The 15,004-nt window shown below is 62.8% G+C and carries 12 protein-coding genes; 5 read left to right on the top strand and 7 right to left on the bottom strand.

Going from position 1 to position 15,004, the window contains the following annotated elements; translation table 11 throughout:
- The 4 genes from L0G76_RS08945 to L0G76_RS08930 form a co-directional block, all read right to left on the bottom strand.
- Window positions 1-193: PLDc N-terminal domain-containing protein (locus tag L0G76_RS08945; protein ID WP_304356931.1), on the bottom strand; the 193-nt coding region annotated here is incomplete at its 3' end.
- Window positions 194-337: 144 nt separating this feature from the next.
- Complete coding sequence (locus L0G76_RS08940) at window positions 338-1,510, bottom strand: acyl-CoA dehydrogenase family protein (protein ID WP_096167123.1); 1,173 nt, start codon at window positions 1,508-1,510, stop codon at window positions 338-340.
- Between the two features lie 61 nt (window positions 1,511-1,571).
- Window positions 1,572-3,632 (bottom strand): acetyl-CoA carboxylase biotin carboxylase subunit, encoded by a 2,061-nt coding sequence (locus L0G76_RS08935; protein ID WP_069599668.1) that lies wholly within the window; start codon window positions 3,630-3,632, stop codon window positions 1,572-1,574.
- Between the two features lie 8 nt (window positions 3,633-3,640).
- Complete coding sequence (locus L0G76_RS08930; RefSeq protein WP_069599667.1) at window positions 3,641-5,254, bottom strand: carboxyl transferase domain-containing protein; 1,614 nt, start codon at window positions 5,252-5,254, stop codon at window positions 3,641-3,643.
- A gap of 156 nt (window positions 5,255-5,410) precedes the next feature.
- Between L0G76_RS08930 and L0G76_RS08925 the strand changes: the two genes are divergently transcribed.
- On the top strand, window positions 5,411-6,025 hold the full coding sequence (locus tag L0G76_RS08925) for a TetR/AcrR family transcriptional regulator (protein WP_069601284.1): 615 nt from the start codon (window positions 5,411-5,413) through the stop codon (window positions 6,023-6,025).
- 19 nt (window positions 6,026-6,044) lie between these two features.
- Here L0G76_RS08925 and L0G76_RS08920 read toward each other — a convergent pair whose 3' ends face one another.
- From L0G76_RS08920 to L0G76_RS08910, 3 genes are all read right to left on the bottom strand, one after another.
- Complete coding sequence (locus tag L0G76_RS08920; RefSeq protein WP_096167110.1) at window positions 6,045-6,965, bottom strand: NADP-dependent oxidoreductase; 921 nt, start codon at window positions 6,963-6,965, stop codon at window positions 6,045-6,047.
- Between the two features lie 180 nt (window positions 6,966-7,145).
- Window positions 7,146-9,323, bottom strand: a complete 2,178-nt coding sequence (locus L0G76_RS08915; RefSeq protein WP_101619424.1) for a 3-hydroxyacyl-CoA dehydrogenase NAD-binding domain-containing protein — start codon at window positions 9,321-9,323, stop codon at window positions 7,146-7,148.
- 1 nt (window position 9,324) lies between these two features.
- A complete protein-coding gene (locus L0G76_RS08910) occupies window positions 9,325-10,533 on the bottom strand; it encodes an acetyl-CoA C-acetyltransferase (RefSeq protein ID WP_101570662.1) in 1,209 nt (402 codons plus the stop codon).
- 338 nt (window positions 10,534-10,871) lie between these two features.
- Here L0G76_RS08910 and L0G76_RS08905 point away from each other — a divergent pair, with 338 nt between their 5' ends.
- The 4 genes from L0G76_RS08905 to L0G76_RS08890 all read left to right on the top strand — a co-directional run bounded on the left by L0G76_RS08905 (window position 10,872) and on the right by L0G76_RS08890 (window position 14,665).
- Window positions 10,872-12,182 (top strand): ISL3 family transposase, encoded by a 1,311-nt coding sequence (locus tag L0G76_RS08905; protein ID WP_114319601.1) that lies wholly within the window; start codon window positions 10,872-10,874, stop codon window positions 12,180-12,182.
- Between the two features lie 143 nt (window positions 12,183-12,325).
- Window positions 12,326-12,697: a hypothetical protein gene (locus tag L0G76_RS08900; protein WP_101570929.1), complete on the top strand. Its 372-nt coding sequence runs from the start codon at window positions 12,326-12,328 to the stop codon at window positions 12,695-12,697.
- 47 nt (window positions 12,698-12,744) lie between these two features.
- Window positions 12,745-14,277 carry a hypothetical protein gene (locus tag L0G76_RS08895; RefSeq protein ID WP_101570664.1) on the top strand — a complete coding sequence of 511 codons (1,533 nt, stop codon included), beginning with the start codon at window positions 12,745-12,747 and terminating at the stop codon, window positions 14,275-14,277.
- A gap of 94 nt (window positions 14,278-14,371) precedes the next feature.
- Window positions 14,372-14,665 carry a hypothetical protein gene (locus tag L0G76_RS08890; protein WP_101570666.1) on the top strand — a complete coding sequence of 98 codons (294 nt, stop codon included), beginning with the start codon at window positions 14,372-14,374 and terminating at the stop codon, window positions 14,663-14,665.
- Window positions 14,666-15,004 lie beyond the last annotated feature (339 nt).

The following is a 15,004-nucleotide window of genomic DNA, read 5'->3' as shown; positions in this document are numbered from 1 at the left end:
AGGGGCTGCCGAGCATGAGGAACAGCGGGATCCCGACGATGGGGACGAACAGGATGAGCAGCAGCCAGGCCGAGGACGAGGAGGGCCTGCGGTCCTCGGGGACGACGCCGACGGCGATGATCTTCACCACGTATTCGATGACGATCCAGCTCGCGCCCAGGACCGACGCCACGACGCTGTAGTCCACGTACATCCTCTCTGTCCTCGACTGATTCTGTGTTCCACACTAACTGAGCCTGTTCCCAGCAGATGACAGCACCGCCCGCCGAGGTGGCCCTGCACTTCCGTACGGAAGCGTGGAACCACCTCGGCGGGCGGTGTGCTGGTCTCGGTGAGCTCAGATCCCGAGTTCGCGGGCGATGAGCATGAGCTGGACCTCGGTGGTGCCCTCCCCGACCTCGAGGATCTTCGAGTCGCGGTAGTGGCGGGCGACGAGGTATTCGTTCATGAAGCCGTAGCCGCCGTGGATCTGTGTGGCGTCGCGGGCGTTGTCCATTGCGGCCTCACCGGCGACCATCTTCGCGATCGCGGCTTCCTTCTTGAACGGCAGCCCGGCGAGCATGCGTGATGCGGCCAGGTAGTAAGCCGAGCGGGCGGCGACCACGCGGGCCTCCATGCGGGCGATCTTGAAGGAGATGCCCTGGAAGTCGGAGATCGGCTGACCGAAGGCCTGACGCTCCTTGGCGTACTTCACGGATTCGTCCACGCAGCCCTGCGCGGCACCGACGGACAAGGCACCGACGGCGATGCGTCCCTCGTCGAGGATGCGCAGGAAGTTCGCGTAGCCGCGTCCGCGTTCGCCCAGCAGGTTCTCTTCGGGCACCTGCACGTTGTCGAAGGTCAGCGGGTGCGTGTCCGAGGAGTTCCAGCCGACCTTGTCATAGGCCGGTTCGGCGGTGAAGCCAGGGGTGCCGGTGGGGATCATGATCGTCGAGATCTCAGGCACTTCGCGGCCCGACTTCGACGTTCGGGTTCCGGTCACGGCGGTGGCGGTGACCAGGCGGGTGATGTCGGTTCCGGAGTTCGTGATGAAGCACTTGCTGCCGTTGATCGTCCAAGTCCCGCCCTCCAGTGTGGCCTTGGTCCGCGTGCCGCCGGCGTCCGAGCCAGCTTCGGGTTCGGTCAGGCCGAAGGCACCCAGCCCGGAGGCGTCGGTGAGTTTGGGCAGCCATTCGCGCTTCTGCTCTTCGGTGCCGAAGCGGTAGATCGGCATGGCACCCAAAGAGACGCCGGCCTCCAAAGTGATGGCCAGCGACTGGTTGACGCGGCCGATCTCCTCGATGGCCAGGCACAGGGCGAAATAGTCCCCGCCCATGCCGCCGTACTCTTCGTCGAAGGGCAGGCCGAAGAGGCCCATCTCGCCCATCTTCGCTACCAGGTCGTAGGGGAACTCGTGCTTGGCGTCGAGTTCGGCGGAGACCGGTGCGACCTCTTCGTCGGCGAACTTCGCGACGCCCTGGCGCAGGTCCTCGTATTCTTCGGGCAGCATGCCCGGAACGAAAGCTGTCATGATTTCCTCCCCGCTCAATGCGTGGTCAGTGGATTTCTTGTGGTCAATGAGTTTGTTGTGATCAGTTGGCTGCTGGTGCGGCGGCTGCATCGTCGCTTGCGTCGGCGGCTTCTGCTGCGGCTTCGTCGACGACGGTGGCGAGCACCTCGTCGAGTCCGACCTGGGCGCCTTGGACCGCGGTGACGGTGACGCTTCCGGTCGCCGGTGCGGTGAGCACGTGCTCCATCTTCATCGCCTCGACGACGACGATCGGATCGCCCTGTTCGACGTGGTCTCCGGACTCGACCTTGACTTCGACGACAGATCCGGGCATCGGGGCAAGCACCTCGGCGCCGTCGAGACCCGGGGTCAGGGACGTGTCGGACTGGGTGCGGGTGAACGCGTAGACGCCGCGGTCGCTGCTGACCCAGATGCTGCGGTCCCGAGCATCGGAGAACACGCGGGCCGTGTACTGGGTATCGGCGACGCGAACATGCCACAGGCCGCTGTCATCGACAGTGACATCATCGGCGACTGCTTCGACCTTGAAGACATCGCCCCCGAAGTTCAGCTCCACGACAGGACGGAAATCCGGACGTGAGGTTCGCCAGGCAGTAGGTCTCCCCCACGCCGAGGCTGGTGCCGGGTTTCCTGCTGTCGCTGGGTTTCCGACAGTGCCCGACAGGTCAGGCTTCGTGATCGCTCCGGTGAGGTCGGTACCTGCACGGCCCGCCGTGACGAGCACCGCGGCGGCAGCAATCTCCCGGTCGATCACGGTCGCTGTGTGGGCCAGCTGATCCTCGTCGAGGTTGTCGATGAGTGAGGTGTCGAGGTCACCGGAGACCACCGCGTCGAGGCCCAGCAGTGTGCGCAGAAAGTCGATGTTCGTCACGATTCCCGGTACTGCTGAGGCGGCGAGTGCCGAATCGAGACGAGCGATCGCGGCAGTCCGGTCCGGAGCGTGGACGATGAGTTTGGCGATCATCGGGTCGTAGTCCGAGGCGATGGTCTGCCCGGCGTCGAGGCCGGAGTCGACGCGAATGCCCTCTCCTTCGGGGAAGACGACGTCGAGCGCCCGTCCGCCCGTGGGCAGGAATCCGCGCGAGGGGTCTTCGGCGTAGATGCGGGCCTCGATCGAGTGGCCGGTCATCGTGATGTCGTCCTGGACCAGCGGCAGTTCCTCACCGGCACCCACGCGCAGCTGGAGTTCGACGAGATCGACTCCGGTGACTTCCTCGGTGACCGGGTGCTCGACCTGCAGGCGGGTATTCATCTCCATGAAGAAGAACTCGTCGGGGCGGTCGGCGCCGACGATGAATTCGACAGTGCCTGCCCCGCAGTAGCCCACGGACCTCGCAGTCTCACAGGCTGCCTGCCCGATCCGGTCCCGGGTCGCCTCGTCGAGCAGTGCCGAAGGAGCCTCCTCGATGACCTTCTGGTGGCGGCGCTGCAGTGAGCACTCACGTTCGCCGAGGTGGATGACGTTGCCGTGGGCGTCGGCCATGATCTGGACTTCGATGTGTCGCGGAGTGGCGACGAGACGTTCGAGGAACAGCGTGTCGTCGCCGAAGGAGCTCGCGGCCTCACGGCGGGCGGTGTCCAATGCTGCGGGCAGCTCGGAGGGCTCGAAGACCGCGTGCATGCCCTTACCGCCACCACCGGCGGAGGGTTTGATGAGCACCGGGAAGCCGATGTCTTCGGCAGCGGTGATCAGCGACTCCTTGGACATGGCTGCGTCTTTGGTGCCGGGCACCAACGGCACGCCGCGCTGGGAGACCGCGTTCTTGGCGGTGATCTTGTCGCCCATAGTGCGGATCGCCTCGGCACCGGGACCGAGGAACACGATTCCTTCCGACTCGCAGGCAGCGGAGAAGTCCGCGTTCTCGGACAGGAATCCGTAGCCGGGGTGGATCGCCTCGGCGCCGGTGGCGTTGGCTGCGGCGATGACTTTGTCGATGCGCAGATAGGATTCGGAGGCTTGGGCGGGTCCCAGGTGCACGGCGGTGTCGGCGGCCTTGACGTGAGCGGCGTGAGCGTCGGCGTCGGAGTAGACGGCGACTGTCCTGATGCCCAGTCGGCGACAGGTGCGGATGACGCGCAGGGCGATTTCGCCGCGGTTGGCGATGAGTACGGTATTGAACATGGATGAGCTCACATTCTGAAAACGCCGTAGCCGCTGGCGTTCAGCGGGCGTTCCATAGGTCCGAAGCGGGCGAGTTCGAGGGCCAGGGACAGAACCTGGCGAGTGTCGGTGGGTTCGATGATTCCGTCGTCCCAGAGCCTGGCCGTGGAGTAGTACGGGTTACCCTGGGCTTCGTACTGGTCACGCACGGGCTGCTTGAACGTGTCCTCGTCCTCGGCACTCCAGGTTTCGCCGCGGCCTTCGATCTGATCGCGTTTGACCGTCGAGAGCACGCTGGCGGCCTGCTCTCCGCCCATCACGGAGATGCGGGCGTTGGGCCACATCCACAGGAAGCGGGGTGAGTAGGCGCGGCCGCACATCGAGTAATTGCCGGCGCCGAAGGAGCCGCCGATTACCACGGTGAACTTGGGTACGCGGGCGGTGGCGACGGCGTTGACCATCTTCGCTCCGTGCTTGGCGATGCCTCCCGCTTCGTAGTCTCGTCCGACCATGAAGCCGGAGATGTTCTGCAGGAAGATCAGGGGCACGCTGCGCTGGTCGCAGAGTTCGATGAAGTGGGCGCCCTTCTGCGCGGATTCGCCGAAGAGGATGCCGTTGTTCGCCACGATTCCCACGGGGTGGCCGTCGAGGTGAGCAAAGCCGGTGATGAGGCTGGTGCCGTATTCGGCCTTGAACTCGTGGAATTCGGAACCATCGACGAGGCGGGCGATGACCTCGTGGACATCGTAGGGAGTCCTCGAGTCGACGGGCACCACCGAGGTGAGTTCCTCGGGTGAGTGCAGCGGTTCCCGAGCTGCGACGACGTCCCAGTTGGCCTGGGCCTTCGGCCCCAGTGTGGAGACGACGTCGCGCATGATCTCCAGGGCGTGGGAGTCATTGGCCGCGAGGTGGTCGGTGACTCCGGAGACGCGGGAGTGCAGGGCTCCGCCGCCGAGGTCCTCTGCGCTGACTTCCTCGCCTGTTGCGGCCTTGACCAGGGGTGGGCCGCCGAGGAAGATTGTGCCCTGTTCACTCACTATGATCGACTCATCGGCCATGGCCGGAACGTAGGCGCCTCCGGCGGTGCAGGAGCCCAGCACCGCTGCCAGCTGCGGGATGCCTGCTGCCGAGAGTGTGGCCTGGTTGAAGAAGATGCGGCCGAAGTGCTCACGGTCGGGGAAGACATCGTCCTGGTTGGGCAGGTTGGCGCCTCCCGAGTCGACGAGGTAGATGCAGGGAAGACTGTTCTCCTTCGCGACCTCCTGGGCGCGCAGATGCTTCTTCACCGTGACGGGGTAGTAGGTGCCGCCCTTGACGGTGGCGTCGTTGGCCACGATCACGCATTCGCGTCCGTTGACTCGTCCGATTCCGGTGATGATTCCGGCACCGGGGCTGGCATCGTCGTACATGCCGTTGGCCGCCAGTGGGGACAGTTCGAGGAACGGGGTTCCGGGGTCGAGCAGATGTTCCACACGGTCCCGAGGCAGCAGTTTCCCGCGGTCGATGTGTCGTTGCCTGGACTTCTCGGAACCGCCCTGCGCGGTGGCCGCGATGCGTTCCCGGAGTTCAGCGATGAGTTCGGCATGGGCGTCGGCGTTGACCTGCCCCGTTGCCGGACTGACCGCAGTTCCCACTGCTCTCATTCCATCCTCATTTCAGTTAATAATTGTTAACTGACTGCTATGATACTGCTCAACGGCTTTTGTGACAACGGGCACGGTGGAATACCGAGTCCATGGTCTAGAGCGGAATACGAAGATCTCGAGCGGAATTCGAAGAAAGGAATTGGGGTGACGGACATGGCACCGAAGTCGGCGACACCCCGGGCAACCGGCACGTCACGGGCCGCTGCGAAGGCGGCGCGGCGTGAACAGCTGCTGTCGGTGGCGAAGAACCTCTATGCCCAACATGGCTTCCACGGAGTCCGTCTCGATGACCTGGGCAAGGGTGCAGGGATCTCCGCACCGGCGGTCTATCGTCATTTCGAGTCGAAAGAAGCTGTCCTCGAGGAACTCCTCGTCGGTATCTCTGACTATCTGAACTCAGGCGGGGACGCGATCATCACGCGCCACGACAACGACGCGGCCGCCTCGGCGCTCATCGAGCTCATCGACTTCCATGTCGCCTTCGCGATGAGCGAGCCCGAGCTGATTCGCATTCAGGACCGTGACCTGGCGGCCTTGCCCGAGGCTTCTCGGCGCACCGTTCGTCGCCTGCAGAGAAGCTATGTCAGCCGCTGGGCCGAGGTCGTGGCGCGGGCCAATCCGGGATGGTCACTCGATGCGGCGACCGTGCGCGTGCATGCGGTCTTCGGCATGATCAATTCGACCCCGTACCAAGCTAGGCGCTCAAGCGCCGAGGTGGTCGGGGTCGAATTGCGTGCCGCCGCTCAGGCTGCACTGGGGATCGGCTGAGCCTTCAGGCCATCCGACATCAGGGGAGGATGACGAGCTTGCCTCGTGTGTGTCCTTCCGCGCTGCTGCGGAATGCTTCGGGCACCTGATCAAGGCTGAAGGTCTGGGCCACCTCCACTGTCAGCTCACCGGAGTCCGCGAGCTCGGCCACGCGCGCGGTCTGTGAACCGTAGGGGCGGACCCAGATGTAGCGTCCGCCGTGCTCGGCCACCGAGGGATCTGCGACGGAGGCATGTGTCCCACCGTCCTTCAGCACCGCGAGGGTGGTCTCGAGGACTTCTCCGACGAAGTCGACGACCCCATCGATTTCTCCGCCTGCGATCTCGAGGACGCGATCGCTCAACCCGTCTCCATAGGTGACCGGTTCGGCGCCGAGGGTGCGCAGGTAGTCGTGGTTGGCCTCCGAGGCGGTGCCGATGACTCGGGCACCGAAGGATTTCGCGATCTGCACGGCGAAGCTGCCCACTCCTCCGGAGGCTCCGTGGACGAGAACTGTTTTGCCGTTGATGTCACCCAGAGCTTCGAGGGTGCGCAGGGCGGTGCCGCCGGCCAAGGGCAGTCCACCCGCCTGTTCCCAGCTGAGGCTCTTCGGCTTGGCGGTGACCGCGTGGACGGGGACCGCGACCTTCTCAGCGAATGTGCCGCCTCCGAGTACGTCCTTGCGGGCGTAGGCGATGACCTCATCGCCGATGGAGAATTCCGGGGTGTCGAAACCGAGTCCGATGACGACTCCGGCAACATCCCAGCCGGGGGTGACTGGGAACTGGGTCGGCATGACCGGATCGAGGTGACCGCCGACGAGCTTCCAGTCGACCGGATTGACTCCCGCGGCGCGGACCTCGATGAGCACGGATGCCGGCGGAACCTTCGGGTCTTCAACGTCGCGAACCGTGATGTCGCTGAAGTCATCGGTGTACTGGTCATAGACTGCTGCACGCATGTGTGAGGACCTTTCGAAGGGACGACATGTCTTAGGCGTGGCCGTCACCGGCCTGCCACAAACAGAACACGATGACAGCGACTGCTATTCCTATAAGGTTCAACGGCACTGGGCCGGGCCGGTTGATTCCGACCCGGCCCAGTGCCGTGACTGTGTCAGCGGAGTGACCCGGTGACAGTCCTATTCGTACGTGTTGTTCGCTGCAGCACGCTCAACGAGTGAGGCAGGTGGCACAAAGCGATCGCCGTAGGTCGCGGCGAGTTCCTTGGCACGTTCGACGAATCCGTTCAGACCGCCCTCGTACTGGTTGACGTACTGGAGCACGCCACCGGACCAGGCCGGGAAGCCGATTCCGAAGATCGAACCGATGTTCGCATCCGGAACCGAGGTGAGCACACCCTCGTCGAGGCATTTGATCGTCTCGATCGCCTCGGCGAAGAGCATCCGCTCCTGCAGGTCCTCGAAAGGCTGCGTCGCCGAACCGGAGTTGAAGTGTTCACGCACACCGGGCCACAGCTTGGCGCGCTTGCCGTTCTCGTCGTAGTCGTAGAAGCCGCGTCCGTCCTTGCGTCCGGTGCGCCCCTGCTCGATCATCCAGTCGAAGACGCCGTCTGAGGGGTGGCCTTCTGGCGTTCCGCCTGCGGCTGTGATTGCATCCTCGGTTTCCTTTCGGATGTTCTGCGACAGCGTCAGCGTCAGTTCATCGAGCAGCTGCAGAGCGCCGGTCGGGTAACCGGCCTGCAGTGCTGCCTGCTCCACCGTTGCCGGCTCCACTCCTTCACCGACGGCGGCGACAGCCTCGGCGATGAAGGTTCCGATCACACGGGAGGTGAAGAATCCGCGGGAGTCGGTGACGACGATCGGGGTCTTCTTGATCTGCTGCACGAGGTCGAAGGTGCGCGCCAGGGTCTCATCTGAAGTGTTCTCACCACGGATGATTTCGACCAGGGGCATCTTGTCAGCGGGTGAGAAGAAGTGGACGCCGATGAAGTCGGAATCGCGCTTCACACCGGTGGCCAGTTCCGTGATCGGCAGGGTCGAGGTGTTGGAACCAAGGACTGCGTCGGACTCGACGATGTCCTGGATCTCACTGAAGACCTGCTGCTTGACGGGCACGGACTCGAAGACCGCCTCGATGACGAAGTCGACTCCGGCGAAGTCCTCAACCGAGGCGCTCGGGGTGATCCGGTCGAGAACAGCCTTGCTCTTCTCTTCGGTCGTCTTGCCCTTGGCCAGTGCCGATTCCTCACGCTTGGCCGCATAGGCCTTGCCACGTTCGGCGGCTTCGATCTCGACGTCCTTGAGGACGACGTCGATGCCGGCCTTCGCTGCGGTGTAGGCGATGCCGGCACCCATCATTCCGGCGCCGAGGACGCCGAGCTTCTTCACCTGGCGAGGTTCGAAGCCATCGGGACGCGAGCCGCCGGAGTTGATGTGTCCGAGGTCGAAGAAGAACGCCTTGATCATGTTCTTCGCCACCGGCGTGTGAGTGAGGTGGACGAAGTAGCGGGTTTCGACTGCCAGTGCCGTGTCGATGTCGACGTAGGCACCTTCGACGGCGGCGGCAATGGCCGCGCGAGGAGCGGGCATCGGCGCACCCTTGGTCTGACGGCGCAGGAGCGCCGGCAGCGCGGGCAGCATCGCACCCAGCGATGGTGAGGTGGGTGCTCCGCCGGGGATCTTGAAGCCCTTGACGTCCCAGGGCTGAGTCGCCTCGGGGTTGGCCTTGACCCAGTCCTTGGCGCGTGCTTCGAGTTCGGCCACCGGAGCGAGTTCGTCGATGAGGCCGAGCTTGAGAGCGTCGGCTGCCTTGAACTTCGTCGAGGGCAGGATGGCCTTCTGCAGTGCGTTCTGGAGGCCCATCAGGCGCACGGCCCTGGCTACACCACCACCACCGGGCAGGAGACCCAAGGAGACTTCGGGGAATCCGACGCGCAGGCTGGAGACGTCCTCCGCTGCAATGCGGTGATGCGCGACGAGGGCGACCTCGAGGCCACCTCCGAGTGCGGCACCGTTGATGGCTGCGACGACGGGCTTGCCCAGCGTTTCGAGGCGACGCATGACCGTCTTCATGTGGTTGGTCAGTGCGGCTTCGGCTTCCGAGTTCTCAGGGTCGGCCGCACGCAGCTTGTTGAGGTCACCGCCCGCAAAGAAGGTCTTCTTCGCCGAGGTGAGGACGACGCCGGAGATGTCATCGACGTTCGCTTCGAGCCATTCCACGGTGCCTTCGAAGGCAGCCTTGAAATGGTCGTTCATCGTGTTGACCTTGGAATTCGGGTCGTCGATGACGACTGTGACGATTCCGTCGGAGTCGGTGGAATGCGAGTATGCAGTTGAAGTCGTTTCAGTGTTCGTCATGTCAGACCCTTTCGATGATCGTCGCAATGCCCATTCCGCCGCCGATGCACAGCGTGACGAGACCACGCTTGAGATCGCGACGTTCGAGCTCGTCGAGGACGGTCCCGAGGATCATGGCACCGGTAGCACCCAGCGGGTGTCCCATGGCAATTGCTCCGCCGTTGACGTTGACCTTGTCATGCGGGATGTTGAGGTCCTTCATCCATTTCAGGACCACTGCGCCGAAGGCTTCGTTGAGCTCGAACAGGTCGATGTCATCGACGGTCAGGCCCGCCTTGTCGAGCGCCTTCTGCGTCGCGGGAGTGGGACCGGTGAGCATGATGGTCGGCTCGGATCCGGTGACGGCAGTGGAGACGATGCGAGCCCGCGGCTTCATGTTCATCGTCTGTCCCACCTCGGCGTCGCCGATGATGACGAGGCTGGCCCCGTCGACGATTCCCGAGGAGTTCGCGGCGGTGTGGACGTGGTCGATCTCTTCGACCCAGTGGTATTTCTGAAGAGCAACCTCGTCGAAGCCTGCTTGCGCGGCGACCTTGGTGAAGGCTGGGGACAGCTTCGCCAGCGACTCCACCGTCGAACCGGGGCGCATGTGCTCATCGGTGTCGAGCAGGGTCACACCGTTGAGGTCTTTGACGGGGACGATCGACTTCTCGAAGTAGCCGTTTTCCCAGGCGTTGGCGGCGCGCTTCTGTGACTCCTCAGCGAATTCGTCGATGTCGGTGCGGCTGAATCCTTCAGTGGTCGCGATGAGGTCGGCGCTGATGCCCTGGGGCACGAAGTAGGTGTCGAAGTTCGTCGTCGGATCCTGTGCCCATGCGCCTCCGTCGGAGCCGAGGGGAACACGCGACATCGATTCGACGCCGCCTGCTAGGACGAGGTTCTCAAAACCGCTGCCGACCTTCTGTGCAGCGATGTTGACCGCTTCGAGCCCGGATGCGCAGAATCGGTTGATCTGAACGCCGGCGACGGATTCATCGAGACCCGCGACGAGAGCCGCGGTGCGAGCGATGTCTCCGCCCTGTTCGCCGACGGGCGAGACGACGCCCAAGACCATGTCGTCGATCGCCTTGTCGTCGAGATCGGGGTTACGCTCGCGCAGGGCATCGATGAGCCCTGTCACGAGATCGATTGGTTTGACGCTGTGTAGGGCTCCACCGCGGTTCTTTCCGCGCGGTGTGCGCACTGCGTCGTAGATGTACGCTTCGCTCATCTGTTCCTCACAGTCCTAGAGAACGGCCGATGATCGGTTTCGTGATCTCGGCCGTGGATACGTCAATGACGCTCGCTCAGCCTCACTGGCTAATCGATCGTTCAGTAACATTCGCACTCCCATTCAATACCAGTTGCGTGTGATGGTCAACACGGAAACACGCTGCAGTGACTGTGACGGAGCACTCACGGGGCGTGACTATTCTGTGACCTTTAAAGGCTCTTCGTAATTGAGAGTGTGGATCGGTGATTCCAGGACACGGCGTGGCGCTGCCCGGATAGACGTCGAGGTCTTCCGATGATGGAAGTTCTCACACAGTCCATCCGAAAGACCTCGACGTGGCCAAGCCTACTTTCTCGACCCCTGACCTCACGACATTCTGCCGACTCGACACCCTCGACCTCACTTGCATTGGCCAGCACATCACCGGGCACAAGGCCATCTTGGAATGCCGGCCCAACACTGCTGATGACTGGTGCCGTCGGTGTGGTGGCCACGGGATCGTCCGCGACACCGTCGTCCGCCGTCTCGCCCACGAACCCTTCGGTCACCGGCCGACCACGCTTCATATTCGCCTCCGCCGTTACAAATGCGTCGAGTGCGGCCGCGTATGGCGTCAAGACACCACTGCTGCGGCGCCACCACGAGCGAAGATCTCTCGAACCGGCCTCGACTGGGCGCTGCGTGCCCTCGTGATCGATCACGACACCGTGTCCGTGATCGCCTCCAAGCTCGCCGTGTCTTGGCACACCGCGAACTCCGCGATCCTCGCGCAGGGACATCGACTGCTGATCGACGACCCGACCCGGTTCGACGGGGTCAGCGTCATTGGTGTCGACGAACACGTATGGCGGCACACCCGGCGCGGTGACAAGTACGTCACCGTCATCATCGACCTCACTCCCATCAGCCAGGCAACAGGCCCGGCACGTTTGCTCGACATGGTGCCCGGACGTTCGAAACAGGTGTTCAAGCAATGGTTGAAAGCCCGTCCGAAGGACTGGCGTGATGGCATCGACGTCGTCGCGATGGACGGATTCTCCGGCTTCAAAACAGCCTCAGTTGAGGAACTGCCCGACGCTGTCGAAGTCATGGACCCCTTCCACGTCGTCAAACTCGCCGGTGATGCCCTCGACGAGGTACGCCGTCGCATTCAGCAGGAGACCACCGGGCATCGCGGACGAGCGACGGACCCGTTGTATCGAGCGAGGAGGACTCTCCACACCGGTGCTGATCTGCTCACGGCCAAGCAGCAGGAGAGGATCGTAGGCCTCTTCGCCGACGCCAACTTCACCGCCGTCGAAGTCACCTGGGCCGTCTATCAAGACATTGTGAGCGCCTACCGAACCAACGACGGCAACGAGGGCAAGAAGCTCTTACAATCGGTCATCGACGATCTGACGACGAATCTGCCGACAGGACTGGTCGAGCTCAAGCGGTTGGGAAGGACTCTGAAGCGTCGAGCTGCTGATGTCCTCGCGTTCTTCACCCGACCGGGAACGTCGAACGGGCCTACTGAAGCGATCAATGGCAGGCTCGAACATCTACGGGGGTCAGCGCTGGGGTTCCGCAACCTCACGCATTACATCGCGAGATGTCTGCTCGAGTCCGGTGGCTTCAGACCGGTTCTACACTCTCAATTACGATGAGCCCCTTTAAACCACGGGCGAAGTGCTTATACTAATGAAACCTAACACTCTTAGTTTCCTGGAGAACCATGACCGAGATCATTCCTGCCCGATTCACATCGGCTTCAACTGCGCCTACTTCTGCCCGTCCTGCGCGCTCGCGGATGGGATCTAAATTCCTCGCGCTGACATTGGCTGTCGGACTGCTCGCGGGCCCAATTGTGCTCGATGCCCCTCCCGCCGAGGCTGCCACGAAGAAGTGTGCGGCGAAGATGTCGATCGCGAAACCGCGGCAGTACTCAAATACCGTGATCAAGGTTTCCAAGGTTGGCGCGAAGGCCAAGGTCACCACGACCGCGCACTACAAGACGACGAAGACCAAGAAGAAGGCGACTGCTTCGAAGAAGGGTGCCGCGAACCTCAAGTACTACATTTCGGGAGCGACTCCAGGCAAAAAGGTGTCGGTGACTGTAGTGGCGAAGAAGGGCAAGACGACTTGGAAATGCTCCACCTCGTTCAAGCCCAAGAAGAAGTAGGCCGCCTGCGGGCGTAGAACAATCGCCGGTCGGTGGGAAGATGAAGCATGCGCCGATTCTTCGCAGTGACCTCGATTCTGTCCCGGGGACAGACAGGCTGGATGTATTTCTGGCCGATCATGGCCTCGCTTTGCGTGTATGTCATAGCGCTGTCCGCCCTCATTCCTCTCTTCGGCGCCATCGAACGGGCGGGGGCCGAAGAGAAGGGCCAGACGCCGGCCCCTGCTCCGACCACAGCGGAACAGCAACCAAGCTCGCCTCCGAATTTCTCGATCGCAGTCGGCACAGACGACGAACCGCGGGAGATGCCGGCGATCCAGAGCGCAATGACGGACTACCTCTCGTTCTCCGATGAGTTCTTCACCAGGCTCGAGCAGGGCGCGGTCGCTCCCGATTTCTCTACGGCTGAACGCGAGCTTTCGCCTAAGGCCGCCCGGGCTCAGGTGGAGGATGGGGCTTCGGTGCTCGCAGTTGTGCTGCCGAAGGACCTCACCCCGCAGGTCATCGATGGCATCAGAGCGTATTACCGCGGTGACATCGAGGCCCCGCGCTATACGATCACCATCCTGGCAAGTCCGCAGGCACTGAACGAAGACAAGTTCATCCTCGACCAGTACCGGGACCAGGTCATCCGCCAAGCGGAGGAGCATGTCTCCGAGCAGATTCGCATCGTCGCCCAGAAGTTCGGATGCGAGACCGGGGAGCAGGCCTGCCCACGTACTTCGAAACAGGCCCAACGCGCCTTCGAGCGCCCCTTCGACATCAAGATTGAGAAAGTCAGCGGACCACCGGCCGTCGACTACTTCAGCGAAGGATCTGATGGGGAGAGCCCTCAGCCAGGTTCGCAGTCCTCGGCGCCAGTCGCGGCAGCTTCCTCGCCTTCTGGTCCCGCCGACACGTCCTCCGACACAGATGCCACATCATCCCAATCGCACGCTCCACAGTCGTCGATCAGCGCCGGAGTCTCCGCGATCTTCGGTGCACTCATTCTCGCCGCGGTCACTTTGGCCATGCTGTCATCGGCGACCGTCAATCGGGCGGCGGGACTGCAGGTCGCGATCATCGGGCCATGGCGATCACTGTCACCTCAGAGACCATTCCCCAGAAGAACGCTGCTGAGCCAGAAATTCGGGCTGGCCGCCGCCGGGACACTCGCGCTGACAACGGCTGCCACCGTGAGTGCTGTATTGCCGGGGAGAAGCATCGTCGACAGCCTCGGCGCCTACCCGAGTCTGCGGCTGATCGCGATCATCGGGCTACTCTGTCTCGTCTGTCTGACCATGGCTATTGTCATTCTCGCCGTGACTGACACTTTGGGGGTGCTGGCCGGAGTCGTAATCGCTGTCGGCGCTGTTGTCTGGGGAACTGTCTGGAACACAGCGGCGAATCTGCTCGACCCGAGCCACCCGGGCCCGTCGTCCAGTGTCACGATATTCATCAGTGGGAACAGACACTTGGTGGGCGAACTGGTGCCGACGCTGCTGGTTCTGCTGGTCATCCTTGTCGCGGCATTGATTGGAAGCTTCGCCGTGACCAGTGCCTTCGACCGGAGATTCAGCACTCAGATCAAGCGGTCATAGATACCCCGTGGCCGAATCCAGTCGATACTCATGGCAATCTCGCCCCTACGCCGGAACCGTTCCGCGAGGCAAACTCACGCAATAGACTGACGGAATGGGTGACGAGCGCTATGTCGAGAACTGCACTGATAAAGAGCTTTTGGAAACTTTCGTGAAGCCGACGATCGAACGAATCTTCAAGCCCGGAGAAATCGACGACGCACGGCTGGTCCGCTCTGACCGAGACTTGATCTACCGGATCACCGTAGGTGGCGACGTGTTCTACCCCATCGTTCGGCCGCATGGGAATGGATTCAGTGTCGAGAGCGTCGGTCAACAGTTCTTCGATGATGTCCAGGACGATGTTGCTGAGTCCTACTTCGCGTGGGGTGAGCTGCGAGGCGAGTGACAGGAACTCGCGCCACTACAAAGTAGCGATCCCGGTGCTGTGGTTGATTTGATGCCCCCTGGAGCTTTCGATAGATGGTCGTTGCTGCGCGGGCATCCTTGGAGCCTCCGCTGTGGCGCAGACACACTCGTAGGCCGCGGACAGGGTAGTTCTTGCACTGGTCGCCGCGCTTCTTTGACGTGGCTTGGCATTTGTCGGGATCCCACCCGGTTTTGTCGACGGTGCTCATAGCCCGTTCACCGCGACAGTCTGTTCGACGTACACGGTCGCACCATTGGGGACAAGGGACTGATGCAGGGTTAGGTGACATCTAATCTGGCTTGTTCATAGGCAAGCCTG

Origin of the sequence: Brevibacterium picturae, from assembly GCF_030453725.1 — a bacterium.
GTDB classification, from domain to species: domain Bacteria; phylum Actinomycetota; class Actinomycetes; order Actinomycetales; family Brevibacteriaceae; genus Brevibacterium; species Brevibacterium sandarakinum_A.
The sequence above is the reverse complement of the archived record's forward strand: the minus strand, read 5'-3'. Positions and strand labels throughout refer to the sequence as shown.

Bases quoted from the DNA above. Each gene is read 5' to 3' on its own strand.
- L0G76_RS08940 (WP_096167123.1), bottom strand. From the start codon at position 1,510: ATGACAGCTTTCGTTCCGGGCATGCTGCCCGAAGAATACGAGGACCTG.
- L0G76_RS08935 (WP_069599668.1), bottom strand. From the start codon at position 3,632: ATGTTCAATACCGTACTCATCGCCAACCGCGGCGAAATCGCCCTGCGC.
- L0G76_RS08930 (WP_069599667.1), bottom strand. From the start codon at position 5,254: ATGAGAGCAGTGGGAACTGCGGTCAGTCCGGCAACGGGGCAGGTCAAC.
- L0G76_RS08925 (WP_069601284.1), top strand. From the start codon at position 5,411: ATGGCACCGAAGTCGGCGACACCCCGGGCAACCGGCACGTCACGGGCC.
- L0G76_RS08920 (WP_096167110.1), bottom strand. From the start codon at position 6,965: ATGCGTGCAGCAGTCTATGACCAGTACACCGATGACTTCAGCGACATC.
- L0G76_RS08915 (WP_101619424.1), bottom strand. From the start codon at position 9,323: ATGACGAACACTGAAACGACTTCAACTGCATACTCGCATTCCACCGAC.
- L0G76_RS08910 (WP_101570662.1), bottom strand. From the start codon at position 10,533: ATGAGCGAAGCGTACATCTACGACGCAGTGCGCACACCGCGCGGAAAG.
- L0G76_RS08900 (WP_101570929.1), top strand. From the start codon at position 12,326: ATGGGATCTAAATTCCTCGCGCTGACATTGGCTGTCGGACTGCTCGCG.
- L0G76_RS08895 (WP_101570664.1), top strand. From the start codon at position 12,745: ATGCGCCGATTCTTCGCAGTGACCTCGATTCTGTCCCGGGGACAGACA.
- L0G76_RS08890 (WP_101570666.1), top strand. From the start codon at position 14,372: ATGGGTGACGAGCGCTATGTCGAGAACTGCACTGATAAAGAGCTTTTG.